This window comes from Texcoconibacillus texcoconensis, assembly GCF_014202575.1.
In the GTDB taxonomy this organism is placed as follows: domain Bacteria; phylum Bacillota; class Bacilli; order Bacillales; family Salisediminibacteriaceae; genus Texcoconibacillus; species Texcoconibacillus texcoconensis.
This window is the reverse complement of record NZ_JACHHB010000002.1, coordinates 97,373-117,802: the sequence shown is the minus strand read 5'-3', so window position 1 is coordinate 117,802 and position 20,430 is coordinate 97,373. Positions and strand designations below refer to the sequence as shown.

At 41.2% G+C, this 20,430-nt stretch carries 22 protein-coding genes; 11 read left to right on the top strand and 11 right to left on the bottom strand.

Annotation, left to right across the window (positions count from 1 at the left end; all coding sequences use genetic code 11):
* Positions 1-14: 14 nt before the first annotated feature.
* The 5 genes from HNQ41_RS02630 to HNQ41_RS02610 are packed head-to-tail and all read right to left on the bottom strand — an operon-like array spanning position 15 to position 4,723.
* The gene (locus HNQ41_RS02630) at positions 15-941 is read right to left on the bottom strand and encodes an ABC transporter permease subunit (protein ID WP_425506951.1); all 927 of its coding nucleotides are present in this window, start codon (positions 939-941) and stop codon (positions 15-17) included.
* The gene (locus tag HNQ41_RS02625; RefSeq protein ID WP_184662872.1) at positions 934-2,442 is read right to left on the bottom strand and encodes a sugar ABC transporter ATP-binding protein; all 1,509 of its coding nucleotides are present in this window, start codon (positions 2,440-2,442) and stop codon (positions 934-936) included. Before HNQ41_RS02625 ends, HNQ41_RS02630 begins: the two co-directional genes overlap by 8 nt.
* A gap of 26 nt (positions 2,443-2,468) precedes the next feature.
* The gene (rbsD, locus tag HNQ41_RS02620) at positions 2,469-2,858 is read right to left on the bottom strand and encodes a D-ribose pyranase (protein WP_184662871.1); all 390 of its coding nucleotides are present in this window, start codon (positions 2,856-2,858) and stop codon (positions 2,469-2,471) included.
* A gap of 15 nt (positions 2,859-2,873) precedes the next feature.
* Positions 2,874-3,743 (bottom strand): ribokinase, encoded by an 870-nt coding sequence (gene rbsK / locus HNQ41_RS02615; protein ID WP_184662870.1) that lies wholly within the window; start codon positions 3,741-3,743, stop codon positions 2,874-2,876.
* An 11-nt stretch (positions 3,744-3,754) separates the two neighbouring features.
* On the bottom strand, positions 3,755-4,723 hold the full coding sequence (locus HNQ41_RS02610) for a LacI family DNA-binding transcriptional regulator (protein ID WP_184662869.1): 969 nt from the start codon (positions 4,721-4,723) through the stop codon (positions 3,755-3,757).
* A gap of 229 nt (positions 4,724-4,952) precedes the next feature.
* On the opposite strand from HNQ41_RS02610, the gene HNQ41_RS02605 reads away from it, so the two are divergent.
* Positions 4,953-5,498, top strand: a complete 546-nt coding sequence (locus tag HNQ41_RS02605; RefSeq protein WP_184662868.1) for a SurA N-terminal domain-containing protein — start codon at positions 4,953-4,955, stop codon at positions 5,496-5,498.
* 253 nt (positions 5,499-5,751) lie between these two features.
* Here HNQ41_RS02605 and HNQ41_RS02600 read toward each other — a convergent pair whose 3' ends face one another.
* Positions 5,752-6,282, bottom strand: coding sequence for a methyltransferase family protein (locus HNQ41_RS02600; RefSeq protein ID WP_184662867.1), 531 nt, complete (start codon positions 6,280-6,282; stop codon positions 5,752-5,754).
* Between the two features lie 158 nt (positions 6,283-6,440).
* Between HNQ41_RS02600 and HNQ41_RS02595 the strand changes: the two genes are divergently transcribed.
* The 5 genes from HNQ41_RS02595 to HNQ41_RS02575 all read left to right on the top strand — a co-directional run bounded on the left by HNQ41_RS02595 (position 6,441) and on the right by HNQ41_RS02575 (position 9,667).
* Positions 6,441-7,049, top strand: a complete 609-nt coding sequence (locus tag HNQ41_RS02595) for a TetR/AcrR family transcriptional regulator (RefSeq protein ID WP_184662866.1) — start codon at positions 6,441-6,443, stop codon at positions 7,047-7,049.
* A gap of 139 nt (positions 7,050-7,188) precedes the next feature.
* The gene (locus tag HNQ41_RS02590) at positions 7,189-8,472 is read left to right on the top strand and encodes a hypothetical protein (protein ID WP_184662865.1); all 1,284 of its coding nucleotides are present in this window, start codon (positions 7,189-7,191) and stop codon (positions 8,470-8,472) included.
* Between the two features lie 177 nt (positions 8,473-8,649).
* Positions 8,650-8,805, top strand: coding sequence for a spore coat associated protein CotJA (locus HNQ41_RS02585; protein WP_184663082.1), 156 nt, complete (start codon positions 8,650-8,652; stop codon positions 8,803-8,805).
* Positions 8,806-8,810: 5 nt separating this feature from the next.
* A complete protein-coding gene (locus HNQ41_RS02580; RefSeq protein ID WP_184662864.1) occupies positions 8,811-9,077 on the top strand; it encodes a spore coat protein CotJB in 267 nt (88 codons plus the stop codon).
* A 20-nt stretch (positions 9,078-9,097) separates the two neighbouring features.
* Positions 9,098-9,667, top strand: coding sequence for a manganese catalase family protein (locus tag HNQ41_RS02575; protein ID WP_184662863.1), 570 nt, complete (start codon positions 9,098-9,100; stop codon positions 9,665-9,667).
* Positions 9,668-9,954: 287 nt separating this feature from the next.
* On the opposite strand, the gene HNQ41_RS02570 is transcribed toward HNQ41_RS02575, so the two are convergent.
* From HNQ41_RS02570 to HNQ41_RS02550, 5 genes are all read right to left on the bottom strand, one after another.
* Complete coding sequence (locus HNQ41_RS02570) at positions 9,955-11,616, bottom strand: sodium:solute symporter family protein (RefSeq protein WP_184662862.1); 1,662 nt, start codon at positions 11,614-11,616, stop codon at positions 9,955-9,957.
* A 118-nt stretch (positions 11,617-11,734) separates the two neighbouring features.
* Positions 11,735-12,040 (bottom strand): DUF4212 domain-containing protein, encoded by a 306-nt coding sequence (locus HNQ41_RS02565; RefSeq protein ID WP_184662861.1) that lies wholly within the window; start codon positions 12,038-12,040, stop codon positions 11,735-11,737.
* Positions 12,041-12,229: 189 nt separating this feature from the next.
* Complete coding sequence (locus HNQ41_RS02560; RefSeq protein ID WP_184662860.1) at positions 12,230-12,508, bottom strand: hypothetical protein; 279 nt, start codon at positions 12,506-12,508, stop codon at positions 12,230-12,232.
* Between the two features lie 17 nt (positions 12,509-12,525).
* The gene (locus HNQ41_RS02555) at positions 12,526-12,708 is read right to left on the bottom strand and encodes a hypothetical protein (protein ID WP_184662859.1); all 183 of its coding nucleotides are present in this window, start codon (positions 12,706-12,708) and stop codon (positions 12,526-12,528) included.
* 622 nt (positions 12,709-13,330) lie between these two features.
* The gene (locus HNQ41_RS02550; RefSeq protein ID WP_184662858.1) at positions 13,331-13,894 is read right to left on the bottom strand and encodes an FAD-dependent oxidoreductase; all 564 of its coding nucleotides are present in this window, start codon (positions 13,892-13,894) and stop codon (positions 13,331-13,333) included.
* Between the two features lie 270 nt (positions 13,895-14,164).
* Between HNQ41_RS02550 and HNQ41_RS02545 the strand changes: the two genes are divergently transcribed.
* The 5 genes from HNQ41_RS02545 (at position 14,165) to HNQ41_RS02525 (ending at position 20,368) form a co-directional block, all read left to right on the top strand.
* Positions 14,165-15,517 carry a sodium/glutamate symporter gene (locus HNQ41_RS02545; RefSeq protein WP_221301824.1) on the top strand — a complete coding sequence of 451 codons (1,353 nt, stop codon included), beginning with the start codon at positions 14,165-14,167 and terminating at the stop codon, positions 15,515-15,517.
* Between the two features lie 315 nt (positions 15,518-15,832).
* Positions 15,833-16,753, top strand: a complete 921-nt coding sequence (locus HNQ41_RS02540) for an alpha/beta hydrolase (RefSeq protein ID WP_246421462.1) — start codon at positions 15,833-15,835, stop codon at positions 16,751-16,753.
* Positions 16,754-16,765: 12 nt separating this feature from the next.
* Positions 16,766-17,692 (top strand): DUF6282 family protein, encoded by a 927-nt coding sequence (locus tag HNQ41_RS02535; protein ID WP_184662857.1) that lies wholly within the window; start codon positions 16,766-16,768, stop codon positions 17,690-17,692.
* The gene (locus tag HNQ41_RS02530; protein ID WP_184662856.1) at positions 17,665-19,071 is read left to right on the top strand and encodes an FAD-binding oxidoreductase; all 1,407 of its coding nucleotides are present in this window, start codon (positions 17,665-17,667) and stop codon (positions 19,069-19,071) included. The genes HNQ41_RS02535 and HNQ41_RS02530 overlap by 28 nt, the downstream gene beginning before the upstream one ends.
* Positions 19,064-20,368: a (Fe-S)-binding protein gene (locus tag HNQ41_RS02525; RefSeq protein ID WP_184662855.1), complete on the top strand. Its 1,305-nt coding sequence runs from the start codon at positions 19,064-19,066 to the stop codon at positions 20,366-20,368. The genes HNQ41_RS02530 and HNQ41_RS02525 overlap by 8 nt, the downstream gene beginning before the upstream one ends.
* Positions 20,369-20,430: the final 62 nt, after the last annotated feature.

Sequence of the window (20,430 nt, the reverse complement as noted above, 5' to 3'; positions counted from 1 at the left end):
TCTCTCTCCCCTTTTTACGCATTTTTTTTGCGGTCTATAAGTACCGCTAACAAAATCACACTACCTTTAACGACTTGCTGAACAAATGAACTGACGCCTAATAAATTGAGTCCATTGTTCAAAGTACCTATGATCAAGGCACCGATTAAAGTGCCGACGATCCAACCTCGACCACCAGTTAAACTCGTTCCACCAATGACGACTGCTGCAATGGCATCAAGTTCATACATTTGACCTGCAGTAGGCTGAGCAGAGTTTAATCGGGATGTTAAGATCATCCCAGCCAAAGCAGCAAGAAAACCGGTTAATGAGTAAACATAAATTTTGATCCGATCGACTTTGATTCCAGATAATAATGCAACTTCTTCATTACCGCCTACAGCGTAAACACGTCGACCAAATGTCGTCTTTTTCAATATCAAATATAAAATGACGAAAGCGATCATCATCGTAATCGCTGGAACAGGAAGTCCTAAAAGATATCCTCTACCAAATAATTCGAACGCAGCTGAATCTCCAAGCCCAGATACAGGGCGCCCATCGGTTAATAATAATGTCAAGCCACGGTAAATCGTCATTGTGGCAAGCGTTGCAATAAAAGGGGCAACTTTCCCTTTCGCGATAAACACACCGTTCATCGCACCTAGAATTGCGCCAGTAAGAAGCCCAATGAGCACGGCTAAAACCGGATCGACGCCAGACGCCATTAGTGATGCACCAACAGCAGAAGAGAGGGCTAACGTTGAGCCAACGGATAAATCGATCCCTCCTGTTAAAATGACAAAGGTCATACCGAAGGCAATCAACGCATTAATCGATACTTGTCGTAATAAATTCAATAAGTTCGTTAATGATAGAAAGCTAGGGTTGATGAGGGTGATAATGATCATGATTAATAACAACCCGATAAATGGACCTAGCTTGAATAAAACGTTAGACATTTGCTTGTTGTTTCCCAATTGTCTCCCCTCCCATCGCATAGTGCATGATCCGTTCTTCTGTAAGTTCAGAACGTTCAAGAATTGTCATCATTTTTCCTTCGAACATGACACCAACTCTTGAACTCAATCCGATAACTTCAGGTAATTCTGAGGAAATCATGATAATCGTAACGCCTTCCTTCGCTAATTCATTCATAATTTGATAGATTTCTTTTTTAGCACCAACATCCACACCTCTAGTTGGTTCATCAAGAATAAGTATTTTTGGTTGTTGGTAAATCCATTTAGCAATCACCACTTTTTGTTGATTTCCTCCACTTAATGACTTCGCTGCTTGATTGGGTCCAGATGTTTTCACATCCAGCTTTTTGATTAATGTTTCATAAAGAGCTAATTCTTTTTGCGAAGAAATCCAAGTGGATGTGGATATTTCATCTAAATTGGTAAGGTTCAAGTTATCTTTGATGGAAAAGTCAACAATCAACCCTTTGGTTTTACGGTCTTCTGAAATCATTCCAATTTTGTGGTACATGGATTCTGTCGGTGATTTCAAGTTAACGAGCTGACCGTCCAAATAAATGTCGCCTTCATCTTTTTTACGATAACCAAACAACGTTTCTACCACTTCAGAACGGCCAGCCCCCATTAATCCCGCAATACCAAAAATTTCGCCTTCACGTACAGAAAAGGAGACGTCTTCAAAGAATGGTCGCTTTGTTAACCCTTTGACCGTTAGTTTTTCTTCACCGGGGCTAGAAGTTAATTCAGGAAATTGATCTCCTAGTTCTCGGCCCACCATCATTTGGATAATTTCATCAATGTTTGATTCAGATGACTTTTTTGTCCCTACGTAATTCCCGTCACGCAACACAGTGATGCGATCGCAAATCGAAAAAATTTCTTCCATACGATGAGAGATATATACAAATGCAACACCTTGCTGCTGTAATTCTCGAATGATTTCAAACAAAGTGTCGATTTCTCTATCAGTTAAAGCGGCTGTTGGCTCATCCATAATAATACAATCAGCATTGGTTTCTAAAGCTTTGGCGATTTCGATAATTTGTTGTTGTCCGACGGAAAGTGACCCTGCTCTTGTAGTCGGTTTGACATTTAACCCTAAATGGCTCATCACTTCTGCAGTGCGCCGGTTCATTTCTTTTGTGTTAAGCCACCCTGCTTTGCCGACGGTCAATTCTTTTCCAAGATAAAAGTTTTCTGCTACAGACAGTTCAGGAAGGATGTTCAGTTCTTGGTGGATGACTGCAATCCCGTCTTGTTCAGCTTCTTGGGGGTTTTTATAAGCGACTTCATGATCGTTTACTTTGATTTGTCCAGCGTCTTTCTTATGAATGCCCGTTAGAATTTTAATTAGCGTGGATTTACCGGCGCCGTTTTCTCCCATTAAGGCATGAATTTCCCCCGGTTGTATTGAAAATTGAACTTCCTTTAAAACTTGCACGTTACCAAAGGATTTATCAATACCACTCATTTCGATCATATTGAAAACCTCTCTTTTTTCAGAGATTAGAAGATGACACCGGCTTGCAAAATGATATTAGCAAAGGGTGTATTTTCACCTGTACGAATAATTGCTTTCACTTGTTTGGTTTTCTCTTTCAATAAATCGTGGCTTATTTTTTCAATCGGTATGTTTTGTTTGGTCATTTCAAGGTATGTTGAATTGTTGTGCGTCAACATTTCTTCTGCAAGGTATAATTGCTCGACTTCCATTTCATCTAACAAGGTGTGAAATACATCGATAAAAGAAGGGGTACCTTGTTCTAAACTGAGATCGATACATAAAACATGATCAGGAATTGGTAATCCGCAATCTGCTATGGCAATTTGGTCTGTATGACCTAATTTGGCTAAAATGGACGCGATGTCTCGATTCAAAATGCCTCGCTTTTGCATGATATCTCCTTCTTTCTATGAATGTCCGATTTCTTCTTTCAAAGGCATACCACCTTGCGCACCATACCTTGTTACAGATATTGAAGCAGCTTTATTTGCATATCCAATGGCATCCTCTAATGTTTTGCCTTCTGCAATAGAAACGGCGAGTGCTCCGTTAAAAGTATCGCCAGCGCCTGTTGTATCAACGACAGTTTTATTTTCTGTAGGAACTACTATTTCTTTTTCATCTGTCCAATAACTAGCACCTTGTTTTCCTCTCGTTATGATCATCTTTTGTTTCCAATTGTGGTAGTCGCTTTCGGAAAAAAGCGCTTCTTTTTCACTTTCATTTGGTGTGATCCAGGTTGCCATATCCCAGTGATGTGCAGATAAATGCAAGGCTGGGGCAGGATTGACGATAATAGGAACCTGCCATATATGGCATCGTTCAATAACATATTCGACCGTTTCTCTCGGAATTTCCATTTGAACTAAAACGATATCACTGTGTTGGATGACATCTTGATTTTTATCAATGGTCTCCTTAGTAACGTTCGCATTGGCGCCAGGTGTTACAATAATTCGATTATCTCCATCGGATAATAAAATCGTTGCCACTCCTGTTGGTGTATCTGTAACCGGTTTCACATTGGGTAAATGAATACGCTCTTTTTTTAAGTTCTCTAAAAGTTCGTGACCGAAAATATCATCACCCACTGAACAAATGAAGTTAACTTCTGCACCAAGTCTTGCGGCAGCAACGGCTTGATTTGCACCTTTACCGCCTGGAAATGTATCAAATCCGTTTCCTAAAATGGTTTCTCCTTGATTAGGCATTCGTTTAGTGGATGTGACAAGATCCATATTGGCACTTCCAATGACTGTGACCTTTGGGCTCTCCACTTTACCACCTCCTAGGTTGTGTGACGAACAACTAACGATGTTGGGAATTCATGATAGTATGTATCAATAGCTTTCTGTTCAATCTGGTCAATGAGTAACTGTGTTGCTTTTTCTCCCATTTTGTATATAGACTGTTGAATCGTTGTTAATGAAGGAACAAGCATTGTTCCTAAAGGAATGCCGTCGAAACCGACAATTTTTACATCTTGTGGTACTTGTTTATTTAATTTAAATAACGCATGCATTGCTCCGGCTGCGGTTACATCACTACTAGCAAATATCCCGTCAATTTCAGGGTGGGATTGAAATAATTCTAATGTTTTTTCTTCTGCTAATTCGATTGAAAATTGTGTATCTGCAGTAACATAACCAATTCCTTCTTTTTCGGCGATTTCGATAAATCCATTGTAACGATCATCGGCAGGGCGTACCCCTACAGGGCCCCTTAAATGCGCGATATATTTGCAATCTCGCTCTATTAAATGTTGAGTCGCTTCCATTGCTCCTTTTTTATTCTCAGAAACAACAGTAGGAATACGTTCTGAAATAATACGGTCTAAAGCAACTAATGGAATATCAAATTCATCATACTTTGTAGAGTCCATATTACTCGTTGTTAAAATCATGCCATCGACGTATTTTTGTTTTAGTGCCTCAAAATATGTTTTTTCTTTCTCCATTTCTTCATCTGTATTACAAAACACAACAGTATAACCATAAGACATGGCTACGTCTTCAACGGCCCTTGCAAGCTCTGGAAAGAAGGGGTTTGTAATATCAGGCATTAATAATCCGATCATATTTGATGTTTTATGGTACAACGACCTCGCAACAGAGTTCGGGCGATAATCCAATTCTTTAATCGCTTTAAGGACGGCTTCTTCAGCAGTTTTACTAATGTACCCTTTGTTATTAAGAACTCTAGAAACAGTCGCAACCGAAACATTTGCATAATTTGCTACATCTTTAATGGTTGTCATCATTACACCTCATCTGTAACCGGTTACACCCTAAATTGTATACGCTTACATTATTCTGTGTCAATAACTGTTATATGCATTACTGCATTTTTAACTTTCACATTATATTTATTGAGATAATGCCTTGTCTTATGAAGATCGAATCACGTTTGCTATAATCTTCCTTGGAAAGAAAATGGTGAACGTTCATGTTTGAAAGGAAATGTCAGCTCGAAGAAGGGGGATGAAAATGAAGATCACATTCTGGTTGTTTGGTGCTATTTTATTAGCATCTTGTACAGGACCAAGTTATGAAACGGATGACACTGTCGCGTTTTTAGATAATGAAGAGATCACGGTTGAAGATGTGATGGTTCAGTATTCGATTGAAGAAGGCGGAGAAGATGTCATCGAAGGGTTTTTAAAGCAAGAAGTCGTCGTTCAAGAGGCGAAGGACATGGGAATCACGGTTTCGGATGAAGAGATTGAGGAAAGTAAGCAAGCGATGATGCCGGGATCAGAAGTGAGTGAAAGGTACGAAGCACTTGAAGATCAAAGTGATCAAACGTTTTACGAGCGCCAAGCCTCTGCGTTGGACATGGTACCTGAGGAATATTTTGAAGTTTGGGAAGACAAGACTTACACATCACAAGCCTATATGGATAAGTATATTAGTGAAACGTTCGATGAGCCTGCCTCTGAAGAAGATGCAGAAGCGTTTGCTGACGATGTTAATGACCATATCGATGCGTTGTTTGAAGAATACCAAGAGGATGGGCGTTTGGTTGTGGAGTGATGAAGGGGTTCTGTTTGGGCATGCGGACATGAGGTGCGTTATTTGTGACAAAAAGCGTGAATTTGAGGGTGTCGCGGACACTCATTCGGTTATTCGATAAAACACAGCAAAACCGCATGAATTTTAACTAATAGCGGGACATGTGTCCTCGAACTACCTGAAAATGCAGGTGTTTTATGAAATAACCGATCATATGCCCGCACACTAAATGCCCCAAAAAGCTCTAAGTTTTTGCACAACAATGTGTTAAACGTTATTTTTCCTCGGTTTGCCATGGTTTTCGCCTCGGTATGAGCCGCGGTACGTTTTGTTTATATTCCGCATAATCTTCCCCAAATTTCTTCTCGAGATGAGGTTCTTCTTTCACAATAAAGTACGTGTAATTTACCACCGTAAAATAAACGAACCAAATGAGTAAAGCCCATGAGCCAAAAATGATCACTTCACCGAGTAAAATAAAGGAGACGCCACTGATCATTGGGTTGCGGGTGTATTGATAAGGTCCGCTCACAACTAATTTTTGCGGTGGGTTCCATGGTGCTAGAGTTCCTTTTCCTCTTGTGGCAAACTGGCGCACGGTTAATACGACGAGCATCAGTCCGAAAAGAAGGAGGAGGCTTCCTAGGGAAATCACGCCAACTGATATCGGCATGTCCAGTCCCCAGCTTACTTCGTTGCTAAAGAAAAATAATAATAGTGCAGGGATCACCACTGTGACGTTAAAAGGTAAAAAGAGTATAGCGACTACATGTGAAAATAATGAAGCTTGTTTTTTGTTTCCCATCAGATACTTCTCTCCTTTTCTAGAAAATCAACACGGTGTTGATTACCTCGTTACATCCCATTATAATAGACCCTCAAACGAATACAATCATCAAACATTTTTATTGTGTTGATAACTGAACACTTGATTGAAAAGTGTCTATAAAAGGAGGCTTTTTTATGGGGGATACGGAAGACCGTCGCGTTTTACGAACGAAAAAACGGATTCGCGATACCTTTGCAGAACTCATTGAGGAAAAAGGGCTCGATCGCGTGACCGTCAAAGACTTGACGGAGCAGGCGGATATTAACCGAGGCACATTCTACTTACATTTCCATGATAAATACGACCTTCTAGAGCAAAGTGAAGCAGAAATTCTTAACGGAATCAAGCAGATTGCGAAGGAACTCGATGATGTTGATATGAATAATTGGAAAAAAGAGAACGGCCCTCATCCTGCTGCAGAAAAATATTTTACTTACCTCAAAGAGCACGCCCTTTTTGTGAGGGCTGTATTAGGTCCGAAAGGTGATCCAGGTTTTCAAAGGAAAATGAAAACGTTGATTGCCGATGGGATCAAAAAGAAGTTCGCGGGTAAGGAACGAAAATCACAGCCTTTTCCAGCGGATTATTTGATTGCTTATCTTGTTTCAGCCCACCTTGGGGTCGTTCAGCATTGGATTGAAAATGGCCTGCAAGAGTCACCTGAAGAGATGGCGAAAATCATATCTAGTATGAATTATGATGGTCCATTAGTAGCGAGTGGTTTAAAGAAAGATTCATCGTAACTTTTAACGAAAAGTTGCGGTGAATTTTTTTATGACTGATTTTCGTTCAATCTTAGCGTCCAATCCGGTACTTCAAGACATAAATAACAACTGTGTGATCATAATAAAAGAAAGTCTAGAAGTGAATTGGGTGTAAAACATGGCAGTTAGTCAGTCTAATCAAAGTAATTTTCGCTATCAAAAAGGGCTTGTTACCCCGGCCAATACGAACGTTGTTCAATATCGGAACCCAACGGTTGTCATGTGGTGGTCTGCTGCCATTCCAGGGTACGGACATGTCATGTTAAGTAAATATATTAAAGGATTTTTGCTCATTTTATGGGAGTTCACAGTCAACCTCAATGCGAAAGTGAATACGGCGATTTTATATACATTTCTCGGCCGATTTGATGAAGCGGTGGAAGTAGTTGATCTAAATTGGTTACTTCTCTATATTCCTGTCTACATTTATAGTATGTGGGATAGTCGACGAATGACGATTGACCTCAATAAATATGCTCTTTTAGCTGATATGACTTGGGCGTCTTCTGATATTGATCCTGTTTCTTTTTCTGAACTAGAAAGCAATTATTTAGATAAGAGAAAGCCATGGTTAGCGGTATTTTGGTCTTTGATCACCCCTGGTTTAGGCCACCTTTACGTTAACCGACTACCATCAGGTTTCTATATTTTAGTTTGGATGATGGTTGTTTTGTATTTTTCAAATACGTTGCCGGCGGTTCATTATACATTCTCGGGTGACTTTCAATTAGCCCAAGAAGTGATTAATCCACAATGGTTGATATTTTTACCGTCCATGTACTGTTTTGCGCCATATGATGCGTATTTACAGTGCGATAGCTACAATAAAATGATGGCGAAACAGCAGAGTGCTTATTTAATGAAAGAATATCAAGATCCAGCTTTTAAACAGAAAAGCAGTTTGTTTTCAGAAGGAAGTGGTGTCATGAATGTTGTCGCATCTTTTGATCATTCGGTTTATTTAGAGATGGCGATCAAGGAGCTTGAAAAGCATGGGGTTGCCAAACAGGACATATTTACGGTTCCACTAACACAAAAAATTAAACCGAAGAAAAATAGTGAAATCATCAGAAGCTCAGGTTTTTCCCTTTTAGATATCACGTTTGCTTTTGGAACGGCCTTTTCTTTATTTGGCGTCATTTATGGGTTTGTACTTGGAGGAGGACCGATTATGTGGGGGTTAATTGGACTTTTCTTCGGTTGGGGGTTCGGTTTTGTCCTTGATCTACTGATGCGAAAAAAGCAATATAAGATGAAAAAGAAAAAAGGCGAGGGCGGTGAAGTCATGCTTGTTGTTCACTGCGACAAGCAACTCGTCACTTTAGTAAAGGAAATTTTATTTGATCACTATACATTAGGTTTACAAGTCGTGGATGAAGAGTTTAAAGATGGGGTTTATTAGCAGGTGGGATATTTATCTCACCTGTTTTATTATTGGGGGTTTTTAGTCGGCATTGGACAATTGTCGTTGTACATACGATGTAATGTTCAGAGTAATGAAAGGAGGATTTCTTTGGATTCTTTTACTGTGCGGAAGCATTATTACCCGTATGTGAGTCCGTTTGACCCTTGTCGGCCGATGCAAGTGAAGCAGTACGTGACCCCGCCAAATTTGTATATAAATTATCAACCTCCGAACTTGCCACAGTTTACGCCGCGTGAAGCGCTACGTGCAGGGACGTTATGGAAAGCTTTTTATGATCCGTACGTAAGTCCTTATAAGCAAAGGGAGTGATGGGGATGGCGCAAAAGCAACTGCCAAAGGAATTTTACAAAAGTATGGAGGAGTTGCAGGCTGTTGATTTTGTGATTTTGGAATTAACGCTATATTTGGATACACATCCGAATGATGAACAAGCGATTCAGCAGTTCAATCATATGACGCAAGTGAAGCAACATCTGATGTATCAAGTTGAGCAATATTATGGTCCACTGCAACAATTCGGGAATAGTTACAGCGGGAGTCCGTGGAACTGGAAAGATGCACCGTGGCCGTGGCAAATATAATAAGAGGGGCGTAGATACGGTTGTGGATTTATGAAAAGAAGTTACAATATCCAGTCAAAGTCAGTCAGTGTAACCCTATGCTTGCGAAATTTTTGATCGAACAATATGGGGGCGCAGACGGTGAGCTAGCTGCGGCCCTTCGTTACTTAAATCAAAGGTATACGTTACCTGATAAAGTGATCGGCCTATTAACAGACATAGGGACGGAAGAGTTTGCCCATTTAGAGATGATTGCAACGATGATTTACAAGTTAACAAAGGATGCCACGCCTGAGCAGTTGAAAGAAGCAGGTATTGGCGATCATTATGCGAGTCATGATAAAGCTTTATTTTATCATGATGCATCAGGTGTTCCGTGGTCGGCATCTTATATTCAAGCAAAAGGGGACCCCATCGCTGATTTGTATGAAGATATTGCCGCAGAAGAGAAGGCGCGTGCAACATACCAATGGATTATCGACATGTCCGATGACCCGGATATCAATGATAGTCTAGCATTCTTAAGGGAGCGGGAGATTGTTCACGCACAAAGGTTTAAAGAAGCAGTCGAAATGTTGAAGGAAGATCAAGGCAAACAGAAGTATTTTTAGAAGTTCGTTGAGTGTGGAGAGAGTGGCATGTATAGCTATAGGAAATGAACTGTCCTTAAAAGCCGGAGCAACTGGCCTGGGGGGCAGTTTTTTTTATATCTATCTAACTTTGCGCGAAACCACTAACAAAAAATTGGTCAGAAAACCAGAGGATTAATGGACGAAAATGGAGAATCTATGGACAAAAACCAGGAATCTATGCACAAAAACCAAAATCCCATGCACAAATCAGTCCCTTTCACCTACAAAAAAAAGGCTGCGACTAAATCGCAGCCTCGTGTCACTTTCTATTTTTCAGAACTATCGTCGATCCATACTTCGCCATCTTTATATGTCATTTGTTCTGGATAACGAAGGTTAATGGCTTCCTCTTTCAAATGTTGCGGAGGTTCCTCTGTTAGTTTAGAAACCAAGACAACAAGAATGAAGTTCACGGTCACCCCGAAGAGTCCAGCACCTGTATCTTCAATGCCAAAGAGTATGAATCCATTCATCGCTAAGAAGATATAGCTAAGAGTGGTGAGCAATCCACCGAGCATACCTGCAATGGCCCCTTTTGCATTCATCCTTGACCACCACACACCGAGGAACAGGACTGGGAAGAACGTTCCACCAGCGATTGCAAAGGCCCACGCGACGATTTGCGTAATAACACCAGGTGGATCTAGTGCTAATAGACCAGCAACAATGGTGGCTGTAAAAATGGCAATCCGACCAGTTTTTAAACGCTTTCGGTCAGAAGCTTTCGGGTTAATAAGACGATAATAAATATCGTGCGCGAACGAAGATGAAACCGTGATCAACAACCCACCGGCTGTCGATAATGCAGCGGCCATCGCACCTGCAGCAATCAGCCCGATTACAAAGGTACCTAGGTTTGCAATTTCGGGTGTCGCCATCACAACAATATCGGGATCAATCACGAGATCCTGCCATGTTAACACGCCTTGCTGACCAGAAGCCGCCACTTCTAATAGTCCTGTATTGACCCAAGGTTCCGTCCATCCTGGTAACTCATCCAACGGCTCACCGACTACGTCATTCATAATCGTAAAGCGAGAGAATGCTGCATAAGCTGGAGCTGATAAATAGAGAATCCCGATAAATAATAGAGCCCATGCACCACTCCAACGAGCTGCTTTCATCGTCGACACAGTATAGAAACGTACGATGACGTGTGGAAGTGCAGCTGTACCAACCATTAACGTAAAGAGTAAAGCAATAAACTGTGCTCGACTACCTTCATCAAATGGAGCGAAATATTCAGTTAAGCCAATTTCACGATCAATGGCCCCTAGTTCATCGACGACGCTACCGTATGTAAGCCAAGGTAGCGGATTTCCAGAAACTTGTAATGAAATAAACACAATCGGAATGATGTAAGCAGTAATGAGTATGAGATACTGCGCTACCTGCGTCCATGTAACACCTTTCATACCACCGAGTGTTGCATAAATCGCAATGATAAATACACCAATTAAAACCCCAACCCAAGATGGAATACTAAGCAAACGACCGATAACAACACCTGATCCAGATAGTTGCCCGATTAAGTAGGTGAAACTAATAATAATCGTTGCTAACGCTGCGATTAAGCGCGCAAAATTATTATCAAATCGATCACCGATAAATTCTGGTACCGTAAACCGGCCATATTTTCGTAGCTGCGGGGCTAAAAGAAAGGTGAGAAGTAAATAGCCACCTGTCCAGCCCATGATATAAGCTAATCCGTCGTAGCCCATCAGCATAACTGTACCGGCCATACCGATAAATGACGCCGCACTCATCCAGTCTCCGCCGATCGCCATCCCGTTCCACATAGGAGGTATGCCACGACTAGCTACATAAAAGTCAGAAGTTGCTTTCGCCCTGTGATAGAATGAAATACCAATATATATGGCAAAAGTTACAAGTATCAGTGACAATGAGACGAGAGTTTGTTGATCCATATAATACCTCCTTGTATTCTCTTAATATCAATGAAAGTACGATGATATTTTTTAAACGTTTCTAAGTAGCAGAGACTAGACCTACATTACATATACATATTGATAACTTTTTTATTTCTTAGTGTTCGTGACCTCCACCGCTAATTTGTTCATTTCTGGACTCATTGACGCCGAATTTTTTATCGATCCAATCGTTCACAAATGCTTTTATAAAGAGAAGAACAATAAATGTTGCCACTGCACCTTGGGCAGCCATGTAATAGTGCGCCGGCATATCCATCATGTAAAGGCCACTTTCGTAAATCGGTTGTGCAAAAAATACGACACCAAATGAGACGCTAAATCCAATCGCTAACAAAAATACAATCAACTTCACCCTCGCTTTAAAATAACGATCCGCTACTTCCTTCTCGACTTTTCTCATCAAAAAACCTCCTTCAATAAAGTTTGATTTACTATTCATCTTGTTACATCCATCGAATGTCCACGGATATAACAAGTTGATCAAAACTTAAAAGCGGACAAGGGAGAAATCGCTTTCAACAATGTGTGGAAAATATAGACTCTGAAACAATACGTTACATTTAATGAGAATCACTTTCCGCAAAGTCAATTAACCACTCGCACTTACTACAGAAGTGTGACGACACGCCCGACAGATAACCAGCGGTGCTTTTCGTTTGGCAACCATGATATTCATCCAAATGAGCGCAGGAATAAACAGCAAAAATAGTAAATGAAATAAAACGCCGATTGCTAATGTTATGAGTAGTGGCCATATAGCAGTCATGATTATATAACGCCATTTTGAGATCACGATCACCTGTTCACTTTCACAGGAGGAACAGTGAATTTCTCTACCTGTACGTTGTTTAGTTCTAGCTGAAGCCATGGACATTCCACCTCCTCTTATTGCAGGCTAAAGATAAAACGTACAGTATCCCAAAATGGCATTGGTACCAATGCAATCTGAATGACTAAATAAATCCCCATAGCAAAAAACGGTAAGGTCAATAAGATCGGCTTTTTATATTTAATTGTCAGTACCACCGTTGCTATAGCAAATACCCAAAAAACAATAAGTGTGCCCATGAAGAATCCTCCTTTTTCCTTGCTACATAAATTCTTTAGTTATTACTTAAATGAAAGGATGTACGTTTGGCTTAAGAAAACCGAATGGTGTTAGATAACAGAGCCCCTTCATTGACATAACCTCTTCGCTACATTGTGCAAAAAGACCCTGGCCACAAAACGTGCAGTGGTCGATAGCTTCATTGATATGAGTTTAAAAACCCTGACAAACCAATGTTCAAAATATTCAGTTTATTCAGTTGGCAGCTTTCTTTACATTTGAGGAGCGGACTTGGTTATAGTGTTATCATACAGCGGTTGTTCCACTTTTATTCGTAATATTCAGAAAAATTATAAAATTTTTTCTGTGATTTTGTAACTCTCTAAAATGATCTTTGATTCTCACGAAAGAACTGAAGCGTCTATCTTTTTCTGGTTTTAACTGCTTTTTTATGAACGAAAACGGCGATTTATGAATGAAAAAGAGGAATTTATGAATGAAAGGAGAGGAGTTACGAACGAAAGGAGAGGAGTTACGAACGAAAATGACGAGTTTACGAACGAAATAGAAGCATTTATGAACGAATCAGGACCATTAACCTACATAAAAAAAGGCTGCGTCGAAATCGCAGCCTCATCAAACTTACTTAAGGATATCATGGTCAACATAACGCTCGCCATTTAACTCACTAACGATATTGATGGCAACTTTTCCAGCGTCACCAGCTGTGATGATCGTATGCATCGAGACACCTGCCACAGTACCAGCAGCCCAAATGCCATCGACATTGGTTTTACCTTGCTCATCCACTTTGATAATTTTCTTGATACGCGGTTCAGTACCATCAACTGTTGTAATACCACTGTCTTCTGCTAGTTGAACAGTCATGCCAGTTGCAAGAACCACATGCTTTGCTTCATATGTGTTACCTGCTTCCGTTTTAACAATATGTTTACCGTTTTCTGATTGAATTGCAGTCGCCGTATCTTCAACCCACTCAGTGCCAAACTTCGTCGCTTGCTTCTTCCCAACTTCAACAAGGTCAGGACCTGAAATACCATCAACACCATAATGGTTGTCCATCCACGCTTTCTTCGTCACACCTTTGTCATTGTCGAGAACGAGTGTACCTTTGCCAGCCTTACTAGTAAAAAGTGCAGCACTTCCCCCAGCAGGCCCCCCACCAATAACAATTACATCATACATATTAACCCCTCCATCATAGAAAATAATGCCTTTATTACTTCTATCATAAGCGAATGTCGATTTTTCTGTAAAAGAAAATGCTTCACAGTAAAACCTCACCCTTTTTCTGTAAAACGTGCATTTTACGTTTGTTACAAAAATCGCACGTTTTCAATGTCCGACGACAAATTGTTTGTCCATTCGACATCCTTGTGCTATTTTTAAAAAGCTGTCATATTTTTTGCTTTTATCGTCCATGTTAATAAATGGTTATTTGTAGGAGGGATTTTATTGGAGATTTCAATCTGGGATCTAGTCATTGACCTTGGGTTAATTTCGATTCTATTACTTATTGGTGTCGTATTAAGAGCAAAAATTACTGTATTACAAAAGTTATTTTTACCGGCGAGTGTTATTGCCGGATTGCTTGGTTTGTTGTTTGGTCCAAATGGGTTAGGCATCATGCCGTTTTCTAATTTAATCTCTGACTACCCGACAGTTTTAATTGCTGTTGTATTTGGCTCGATTCCCATTGGTGCTGCTCGTGTTAATTGGAAGAAGACATTTGGGCGCGTGCGTAACATGTGGATTTATTCGATGCTCCTGACAGCGATCATGTGGGGCGGTGGTGTTTTCTTTACCTTTGTTTTATTAAATCAAGTGTGGGACTTGCCGTCTGGATTTGGTCTCATGTTAGGCGCTGGTTTCTTAGGTGGTCATGGTACTGCAGCTGCAGTTGGTGAGATTTTTGCCAACAATGGCTGGGAAGATGGGACAATGCTAGGGTACACAGCAGCTACTGTAGGAATTTTGTCGTCTGTTATCGTCGGATTACTGATTATTAAACGAAGTGCGAAGAAAAAACAGACGAGCTTTATTTCTGATTTTGATGAATTACCGGATGAACTTCGTACAGGTCTTGTGAAAAGTGGAAAGCGTGAATCATCGGGTGAAGATACAGTATCAGCGAACACGGTTGATCCGTTGTTTTTCCACTTTACGATTTTAGCAGCGGTTGTACTCGCTAGTTACTGGCTACAGGGCTGGATAGGACAATTCTTTGATAATGTCAGCATTCCACTACTGAGTGTCGCCTTTATTGTCGGTTTATTGTTTCAAATTGGTTTACGCGCAACTCATGCGGATGAATATGTGGACAAACGCGTGATTAACCGTTTAAGTGGATCTGCGACAGATCTGATTGTGATATTCGGGATTGCCTCCATTAACTTAGCAATTGTTGCAGACTACGCTGTTCCATTAATATTTTTGTTTATTTTTGGGTTGTTTTGGGCGTACGGAATCTTTCACTTCATTTCTCCACGGGTGTTTCACCAAAATTGGTTTGAAAATGGCATCTTTGGTTGGGGATGGAGTACAGGAACGGTAGCGATGGGTATCGCTTTACTTCGTATTGTTGACCCTAAGTTGAGAAGCACGACGCTCAATGATTATGCATTAGGTTACATAGGGATGGTACCATTCGAAGTACTGATTATTACATTCGGTCCGATCCTTATCGTATCAGGTCTAGATTGGCTGTTCTTTGTGATTCTTTTCTCAGTAGCAGCTGTTTTGTTAGCGGTTGCGCAAAAGAGTGGATGGCTTGTTTCAGGCGAGCAAGTAAAAGAGAGAAGAGGATAAAAATTTTTGTTGAGCCCCCTTTCGAAGGAATTTTCGAAAGGGGGTTTTTAAATGAGCGAAAAAGAGGGTAAATGTACTGTGAATCATATGATGGTTAAAGATGTGGTGTTGAATATATTTTTACGAGAGTCAAGTTTCCTTTCGTAGCCACTGCAGCATAATATATAGATGACAAAGGAATGGAGAGCTATGTTCAATGATGCGTAGCTTTCATGTAATCCGAAACTTACACGCCCAAGGTCGTTTCGATTGTCACAAATGAAAAATTCCTTTGGATGAATCGAGCTGACATTTCATCTATTGGGAGGGCGGCAAATGATGGTTGAAAAGCAAGTGAGTTTTTATAGTGAAGGTTATCGGTTGAGTGGTACGTTTTATTATCCGGATAATCTTCAAAAGGGGGATGTGCGACCTGCGATTATTCCGGCTTCTGGGTATCAGGGGGTTAATAAGTTTTACCCGAGGTTATTCGCGAAGTATTTAACAAAAAAAGGTTATATTTGTCTTGGTTTTGATTATCGGGGGTTTGCTGATAGTGAAGGGGAAAAAGGGCGCGTACATGTTCGAGACCAAGTAGAAGATATTCAACATGCGTTGACTTTTCTCCAGCTGCAAAAGAATGTGGACGTTGAGCGTATCGGTTTGATTGGTTGGGGAATGGGGGCTTCAAATGTCATTGAAGTTGCGGCGAAAAATAAAAACGTGGCGGCTGTTGCGGCTTTGAATGGTTTTTATGATGGGAAGCGTTGGCTGAAGTCTGTCCATGCTTATAAAGATTGGATTGATATTGTCGAGACGTTAGAAGAAGATCGAATATTACGGGTGACAAAAGGCAAATCGGCGCTAGCGGATCCGTTCATCCATTATCCTTTAGACCCAGCGACGGCTGATTATGTTCAAAAGGAGCTAGCGCATGTGGAGGGGTTTGGCGAGCAAACGAGGTTATCATTTACGGACTCGATTATCGACATGAATGTTGAGAGTGTCGTTGCGAATGTTTCACCAGCTCCGTTGTTTATTGGACATGGTGTGAACAACATTTTGCATCCATATGACGAAGCGTGTCATTTGGAACGAGCAGCTGCAGAGCCGAGAACATTTTATCAAATTCGAGGAAAGCATAATGATTTCATGTATGAGGGTCATCCAGAGTTTCATAGGTTAGTGGAAGCATTGCATCAATTTTTCACGCGCAGTTTTAAAGCTGGAAAACTTTCGACACAGTCGTTTGGCTAGGAGGAAAGCGACATGGCGAGGAAATTTCACCCTCTTTTAAAAGATGCAATTGAGTTACACGTTCATAGCTCACCGAGTGTATTTCCGCGTAGGCAAACGGATTGGGAATTGGTCGCAGATGTCTGGCAAGCAGGAATGGCTGGGGTCGTGATCAAAGCGCATGAAGGGCAGACATATGACCGTGCTGCGTTAATTCGGGAGCAATATCCGAACCTACATGTTTACGGTGGGCTCGTCTGTAATGTTTACAGTGGTGGGTTGTCGCCTGATGCCGTTGATATGGCGATTCGTTGTGGTGCCAAGGTAGTTTGGATGCCGACGATTTCTGCTAAGCAACATGCGGCGTATTTCCGTCAACATCGACAAGAACGTTTTTTTAATAGTGAAAAACATCTAGATATGACTGCACCATCGTTAACGATCTTTAATGATCGTGGTGTGCTAAGGGATGAAGTTTATGAAATGCTCTCACTCATTGCTGAAGCAGATATTGTTTTGGCAACGGGGCACTTGTCTCCAAAAGAAGTAGATGTCTTGAGTGAAGAAGCTTTCCAAATCGGTGTGAAAAAGGTTCTCGTTCAACACGCTGATTTAGGGATTGCGAAAATCCCACTTGATCTTCAAGAAACGTTGGCGAACAGAGGGTGTATGATCGAAAAATGTTATCTCGCGTGTGGTCCAGATTTTAATGATCTTTCTATAGAAGAGATGGCAGCTTCAATTCAGCGTTTGGGTGCTGCGTCTTGTGTACTTGTTACCGATTACGGCCAAGCACACAACATCCCACCGGTTGAAGGGCTCAGTGAGTTCATTGAGTGTTTGCTTAAACAAAGGGTAAGCGAAGAACAAATTACGCAAATGGTTCAAGTCAATCCAAAACAGTTGTTGAACATTAAAAGGAGGGACGGTTCATGTCGAGAAATTGGCAAGAAGCAGTAAAAGAAGTCATAGATGAATCAAGGGTTTTGACAGACATTTCCGATCTGTATAGTTATAGTTTTGATGCATCATTTGGCACATTTGTTCCTGAAGCCGTCATTCAAGTGAAAGCTAGAGAAGAAGTCGTTTCTGTTGTGAAAATTGCCAATGAGTATAAAGTGCCCGTATACCCACGTGGGCAGGCAACATCTTTAAGTGGCGGGTCGTTACCTGTTCATGGTGGAATGGTTTTGGATGTGACGTTGTGGACAGATACCCTCGAGGTTTATCATGATGATTTAGTCGTTGTCGCATCGCCTGGCGTTTTGACAGCTGATATCAATCAAGCAGCGGAGGAACATGGGTTGTTTTACCCTCCGGACCCGAGCAGTGCGCATGTGTCAACGATTGCAGGCAACCTCGCCGAAAACTCTGGTGGTCCACGAGGATTAAAGTATGGTGTGACAAAGGATTATGTGATTGGTCTAGAAGTCGTCACGCCAGAAGGCAAGGTGATGAATACCGGTGGGAGAACGATTAAAAATGTGACGGGCTATGATTTAACGAAATTGATTGTTGGATCTGAAGGGACGCTAGGGATCATAACGAAAGTGACGTTAAAATTGTTGCCAAAGCCTCAAGCGACAAAAACGATGATGGCCGTGTTCGATGATATTGCCGAAGCTGGGGCAGCGATATCGCAGACGCTTACTTCAGGGATCTTACCTTCTAAGATGGAGTTAATGGATCAAAATTGTGCGATAAGTGTGGAAAACTTTCAGCCGTTTGGATTACCGACGGATGCGGAGGCGATTATTCTTATTGAATTAGACGGTCATCCTGATGTGTTAGAAAAGGAAATACAAAGCGTCGACGAGATTGTAAGAGGCGTTGGCGCTCGTTATACCGTTCTCGCAGAAACGAACAAAGAAGCAGCGAACCTGTGGAAAGCGCGCAAGATGGTCTCCCCTGCGATTGCGGCTGTGAAACCGACGAAGGTATCTGAAGACGCGACGGTTCCGCGAAGTAAAATTCCAGAGATGATACATCGTCTTAATGATATCAAAGAGAAATATGAGATTGAGCTCGTTGTATTTGGTCATGCAGGGGATGGTAACTTACATCCGAATATCATGTGCGACAAACGGGATCAAGAAGAAATGATGCGCGTTGAAGAAGCGGTTGGGGAGATTTTTCAAGCGGCGATCGAATTAGGGGGTACATTATCTGGGGAACACGGCATCGGCACATTAAAAGCGCCATTTATGGAAGATGAAGTTGGCGAACTAGGAATTGAGATGCTCAAGAAGATCAAGGACAGTTGGGACCCTAATAACATTATGAATCCAGGAAAAATCTTTGCTGAACCTGGGCAAAAGTTGGTGTTACGAGATGAGTAACAACAACATTCGTCACCGAGAGAAAATCAACTATGATAAAACGTTTGATTGTGTTCAATGCGGCTATTGCTTGCCAGCTTGCCCAACGTATCAAACGATGGAAAAAGAAACCCACTCTCCGCGAGGTCGTATTAACCTCGTGAAAATGTATGCAGAAGGAAAAATAAGTGCCGAAGATTTACAAGAGCCGATTGAAAAGTGTCTAGGCTGTCAAGCTTGTACAACCATATGTCCGACGAATGTCGAGTATGGACGAATCCTTGAAGGAGCGAAGACCGTACTGGAAGAAGAATTACCGAAAACGAAAAAACAGAACGTCGTTGAGAATGTCATCTTTAACAAATTATTTCCTTCAGCAAAGTGGATGGATTGGATCGGTGATGCGTCGTGGTTTTATCAATCAAGTGGGATGCAAATACTCGCTCAAAAACTGAACCTCACGTCCGTTGCGCCACTAAACTTAGATCAGTTTGAGCAAGTGCTACCAGATCTTCCTTCCCCGGTTGAGAGACGGAAGCGGGAAAATCATCAAAAGCCTGCGGGAGTTGTAAAAGCGAAAGTGGCATTTTTTACGGGTTGTATTATGGATAGTATCTTTTTTAAAACGAACAAAAACAGCGTTGATTTATTAGTTGAATCTGGTGCGGAAGTCATTTTACCTAAAGCGCAAACATGTTGTGGTGCTTTGCACGCTCACTCTGGAAAAATCGGGGACGCAAAGGAATTGGCGAAACGAAATATTGAAACATTTGAGCAAGAGGGCGTTGATTATATTGTTAATAATGCTGGAGGATGTGGCGCTCATTTGATTGAGTATCATCATTTATTTGATGATGAGCCTGAGTGGCAAGAAAGGGCGCAAGCGTTTGTGGAAAAAGTGAGAGACATTAGCCAAGTTCTTGTTGAGTTAGATGGGCTTCAGTTCACGAATGAAGTGAATGAAGTGATTACTTATCAACCCTCTTGTCACATGACGAATGTGCAAAAGGTGATCGACCCACCTTATCGTTTACTTAAGAAACTTCCTGGGGTGACGTTCAATGAGTTAGAGGATCCGAACTTTTGCTGTGGATCAGCCGGTATTTATAATATCTTAAACTATGAGGATTCGATGGATGTCCTTGAGGTAAAAATGGATGATGTGCGCCAAGTCAAACCAAAACTCGTTGTCACCACGAACCCTGGTTGTTTATTACAAATGAACTTAGGGATTAAAAAGGATGGCATGGAGGATCGGATGCGGGCAGTTCACCTTGTGGATTTATTAGTGGAAGCGGGGGCTCAAGGCCGTTTATAAACGAAAGTCAGGCATTTTATGAGCGGATTTCTTTTGGTTAAGAAAACAAATGTAGGAACTTA

Excerpts from the sequence above, each read along its gene's own strand:
- HNQ41_RS02630 (WP_425506951.1), bottom strand. The coding sequence starts at position 941 with ATGTCTAACGTTTTATTCAAGCTAGGTCCATTTATCGGGTTGTTATTA.
- HNQ41_RS02625 (WP_184662872.1), bottom strand. The coding sequence starts at position 2,442 with ATGATCGAAATGAGTGGTATTGATAAATCCTTTGGTAACGTGCAAGTT.
- rbsD (WP_184662871.1), bottom strand. The coding sequence starts at position 2,858 with ATGCAAAAGCGAGGCATTTTGAATCGAGACATCGCGTCCATTTTAGCC.
- HNQ41_RS02610 (WP_184662869.1), bottom strand. The coding sequence starts at position 4,723 with ATGACAACCATTAAAGATGTAGCAAATTATGCAAATGTTTCGGTTGCG.
- HNQ41_RS02605 (WP_184662868.1), top strand. The coding sequence starts at position 4,953 with ATGAAGATCACATTCTGGTTGTTTGGTGCTATTTTATTAGCATCTTGT.
- HNQ41_RS02600 (WP_184662867.1), bottom strand. The coding sequence starts at position 6,282 with ATGGGAAACAAAAAACAAGCTTCATTATTTTCACATGTAGTCGCTATA.
- HNQ41_RS02595 (WP_184662866.1), top strand. The coding sequence starts at position 6,441 with ATGGGGGATACGGAAGACCGTCGCGTTTTACGAACGAAAAAACGGATT.
- HNQ41_RS02590 (WP_184662865.1), top strand. The coding sequence starts at position 7,189 with ATGGCAGTTAGTCAGTCTAATCAAAGTAATTTTCGCTATCAAAAAGGG.
- HNQ41_RS02585 (WP_184663082.1), top strand. The coding sequence starts at position 8,650 with ATGCAAGTGAAGCAGTACGTGACCCCGCCAAATTTGTATATAAATTAT.
- HNQ41_RS02580 (WP_184662864.1), top strand. The coding sequence starts at position 8,811 with ATGGCGCAAAAGCAACTGCCAAAGGAATTTTACAAAAGTATGGAGGAG.
- HNQ41_RS02570 (WP_184662862.1), bottom strand. The coding sequence starts at position 11,616 with ATGGATCAACAAACTCTCGTCTCATTGTCACTGATACTTGTAACTTTT.
- HNQ41_RS02565 (WP_184662861.1), bottom strand. The coding sequence starts at position 12,040 with ATGAGAAAAGTCGAGAAGGAAGTAGCGGATCGTTATTTTAAAGCGAGG.
- HNQ41_RS02560 (WP_184662860.1), bottom strand. The coding sequence starts at position 12,508 with ATGGCTTCAGCTAGAACTAAACAACGTACAGGTAGAGAAATTCACTGT.
- HNQ41_RS02555 (WP_184662859.1), bottom strand. The coding sequence starts at position 12,708 with ATGGGCACACTTATTGTTTTTTGGGTATTTGCTATAGCAACGGTGGTA.
- HNQ41_RS02550 (WP_184662858.1), bottom strand. The coding sequence starts at position 13,894 with ATGTATGATGTAATTGTTATTGGTGGGGGGCCTGCTGGGGGAAGTGCT.
- HNQ41_RS02540 (WP_246421462.1), top strand. The coding sequence starts at position 15,833 with ATGATGGTTGAAAAGCAAGTGAGTTTTTATAGTGAAGGTTATCGGTTG.
- HNQ41_RS02535 (WP_184662857.1), top strand. The coding sequence starts at position 16,766 with ATGGCGAGGAAATTTCACCCTCTTTTAAAAGATGCAATTGAGTTACAC.
- HNQ41_RS02530 (WP_184662856.1), top strand. The coding sequence starts at position 17,665 with ATGTCGAGAAATTGGCAAGAAGCAGTAAAAGAAGTCATAGATGAATCA.
- HNQ41_RS02525 (WP_184662855.1), top strand. The coding sequence starts at position 19,064 with ATGAGTAACAACAACATTCGTCACCGAGAGAAAATCAACTATGATAAA.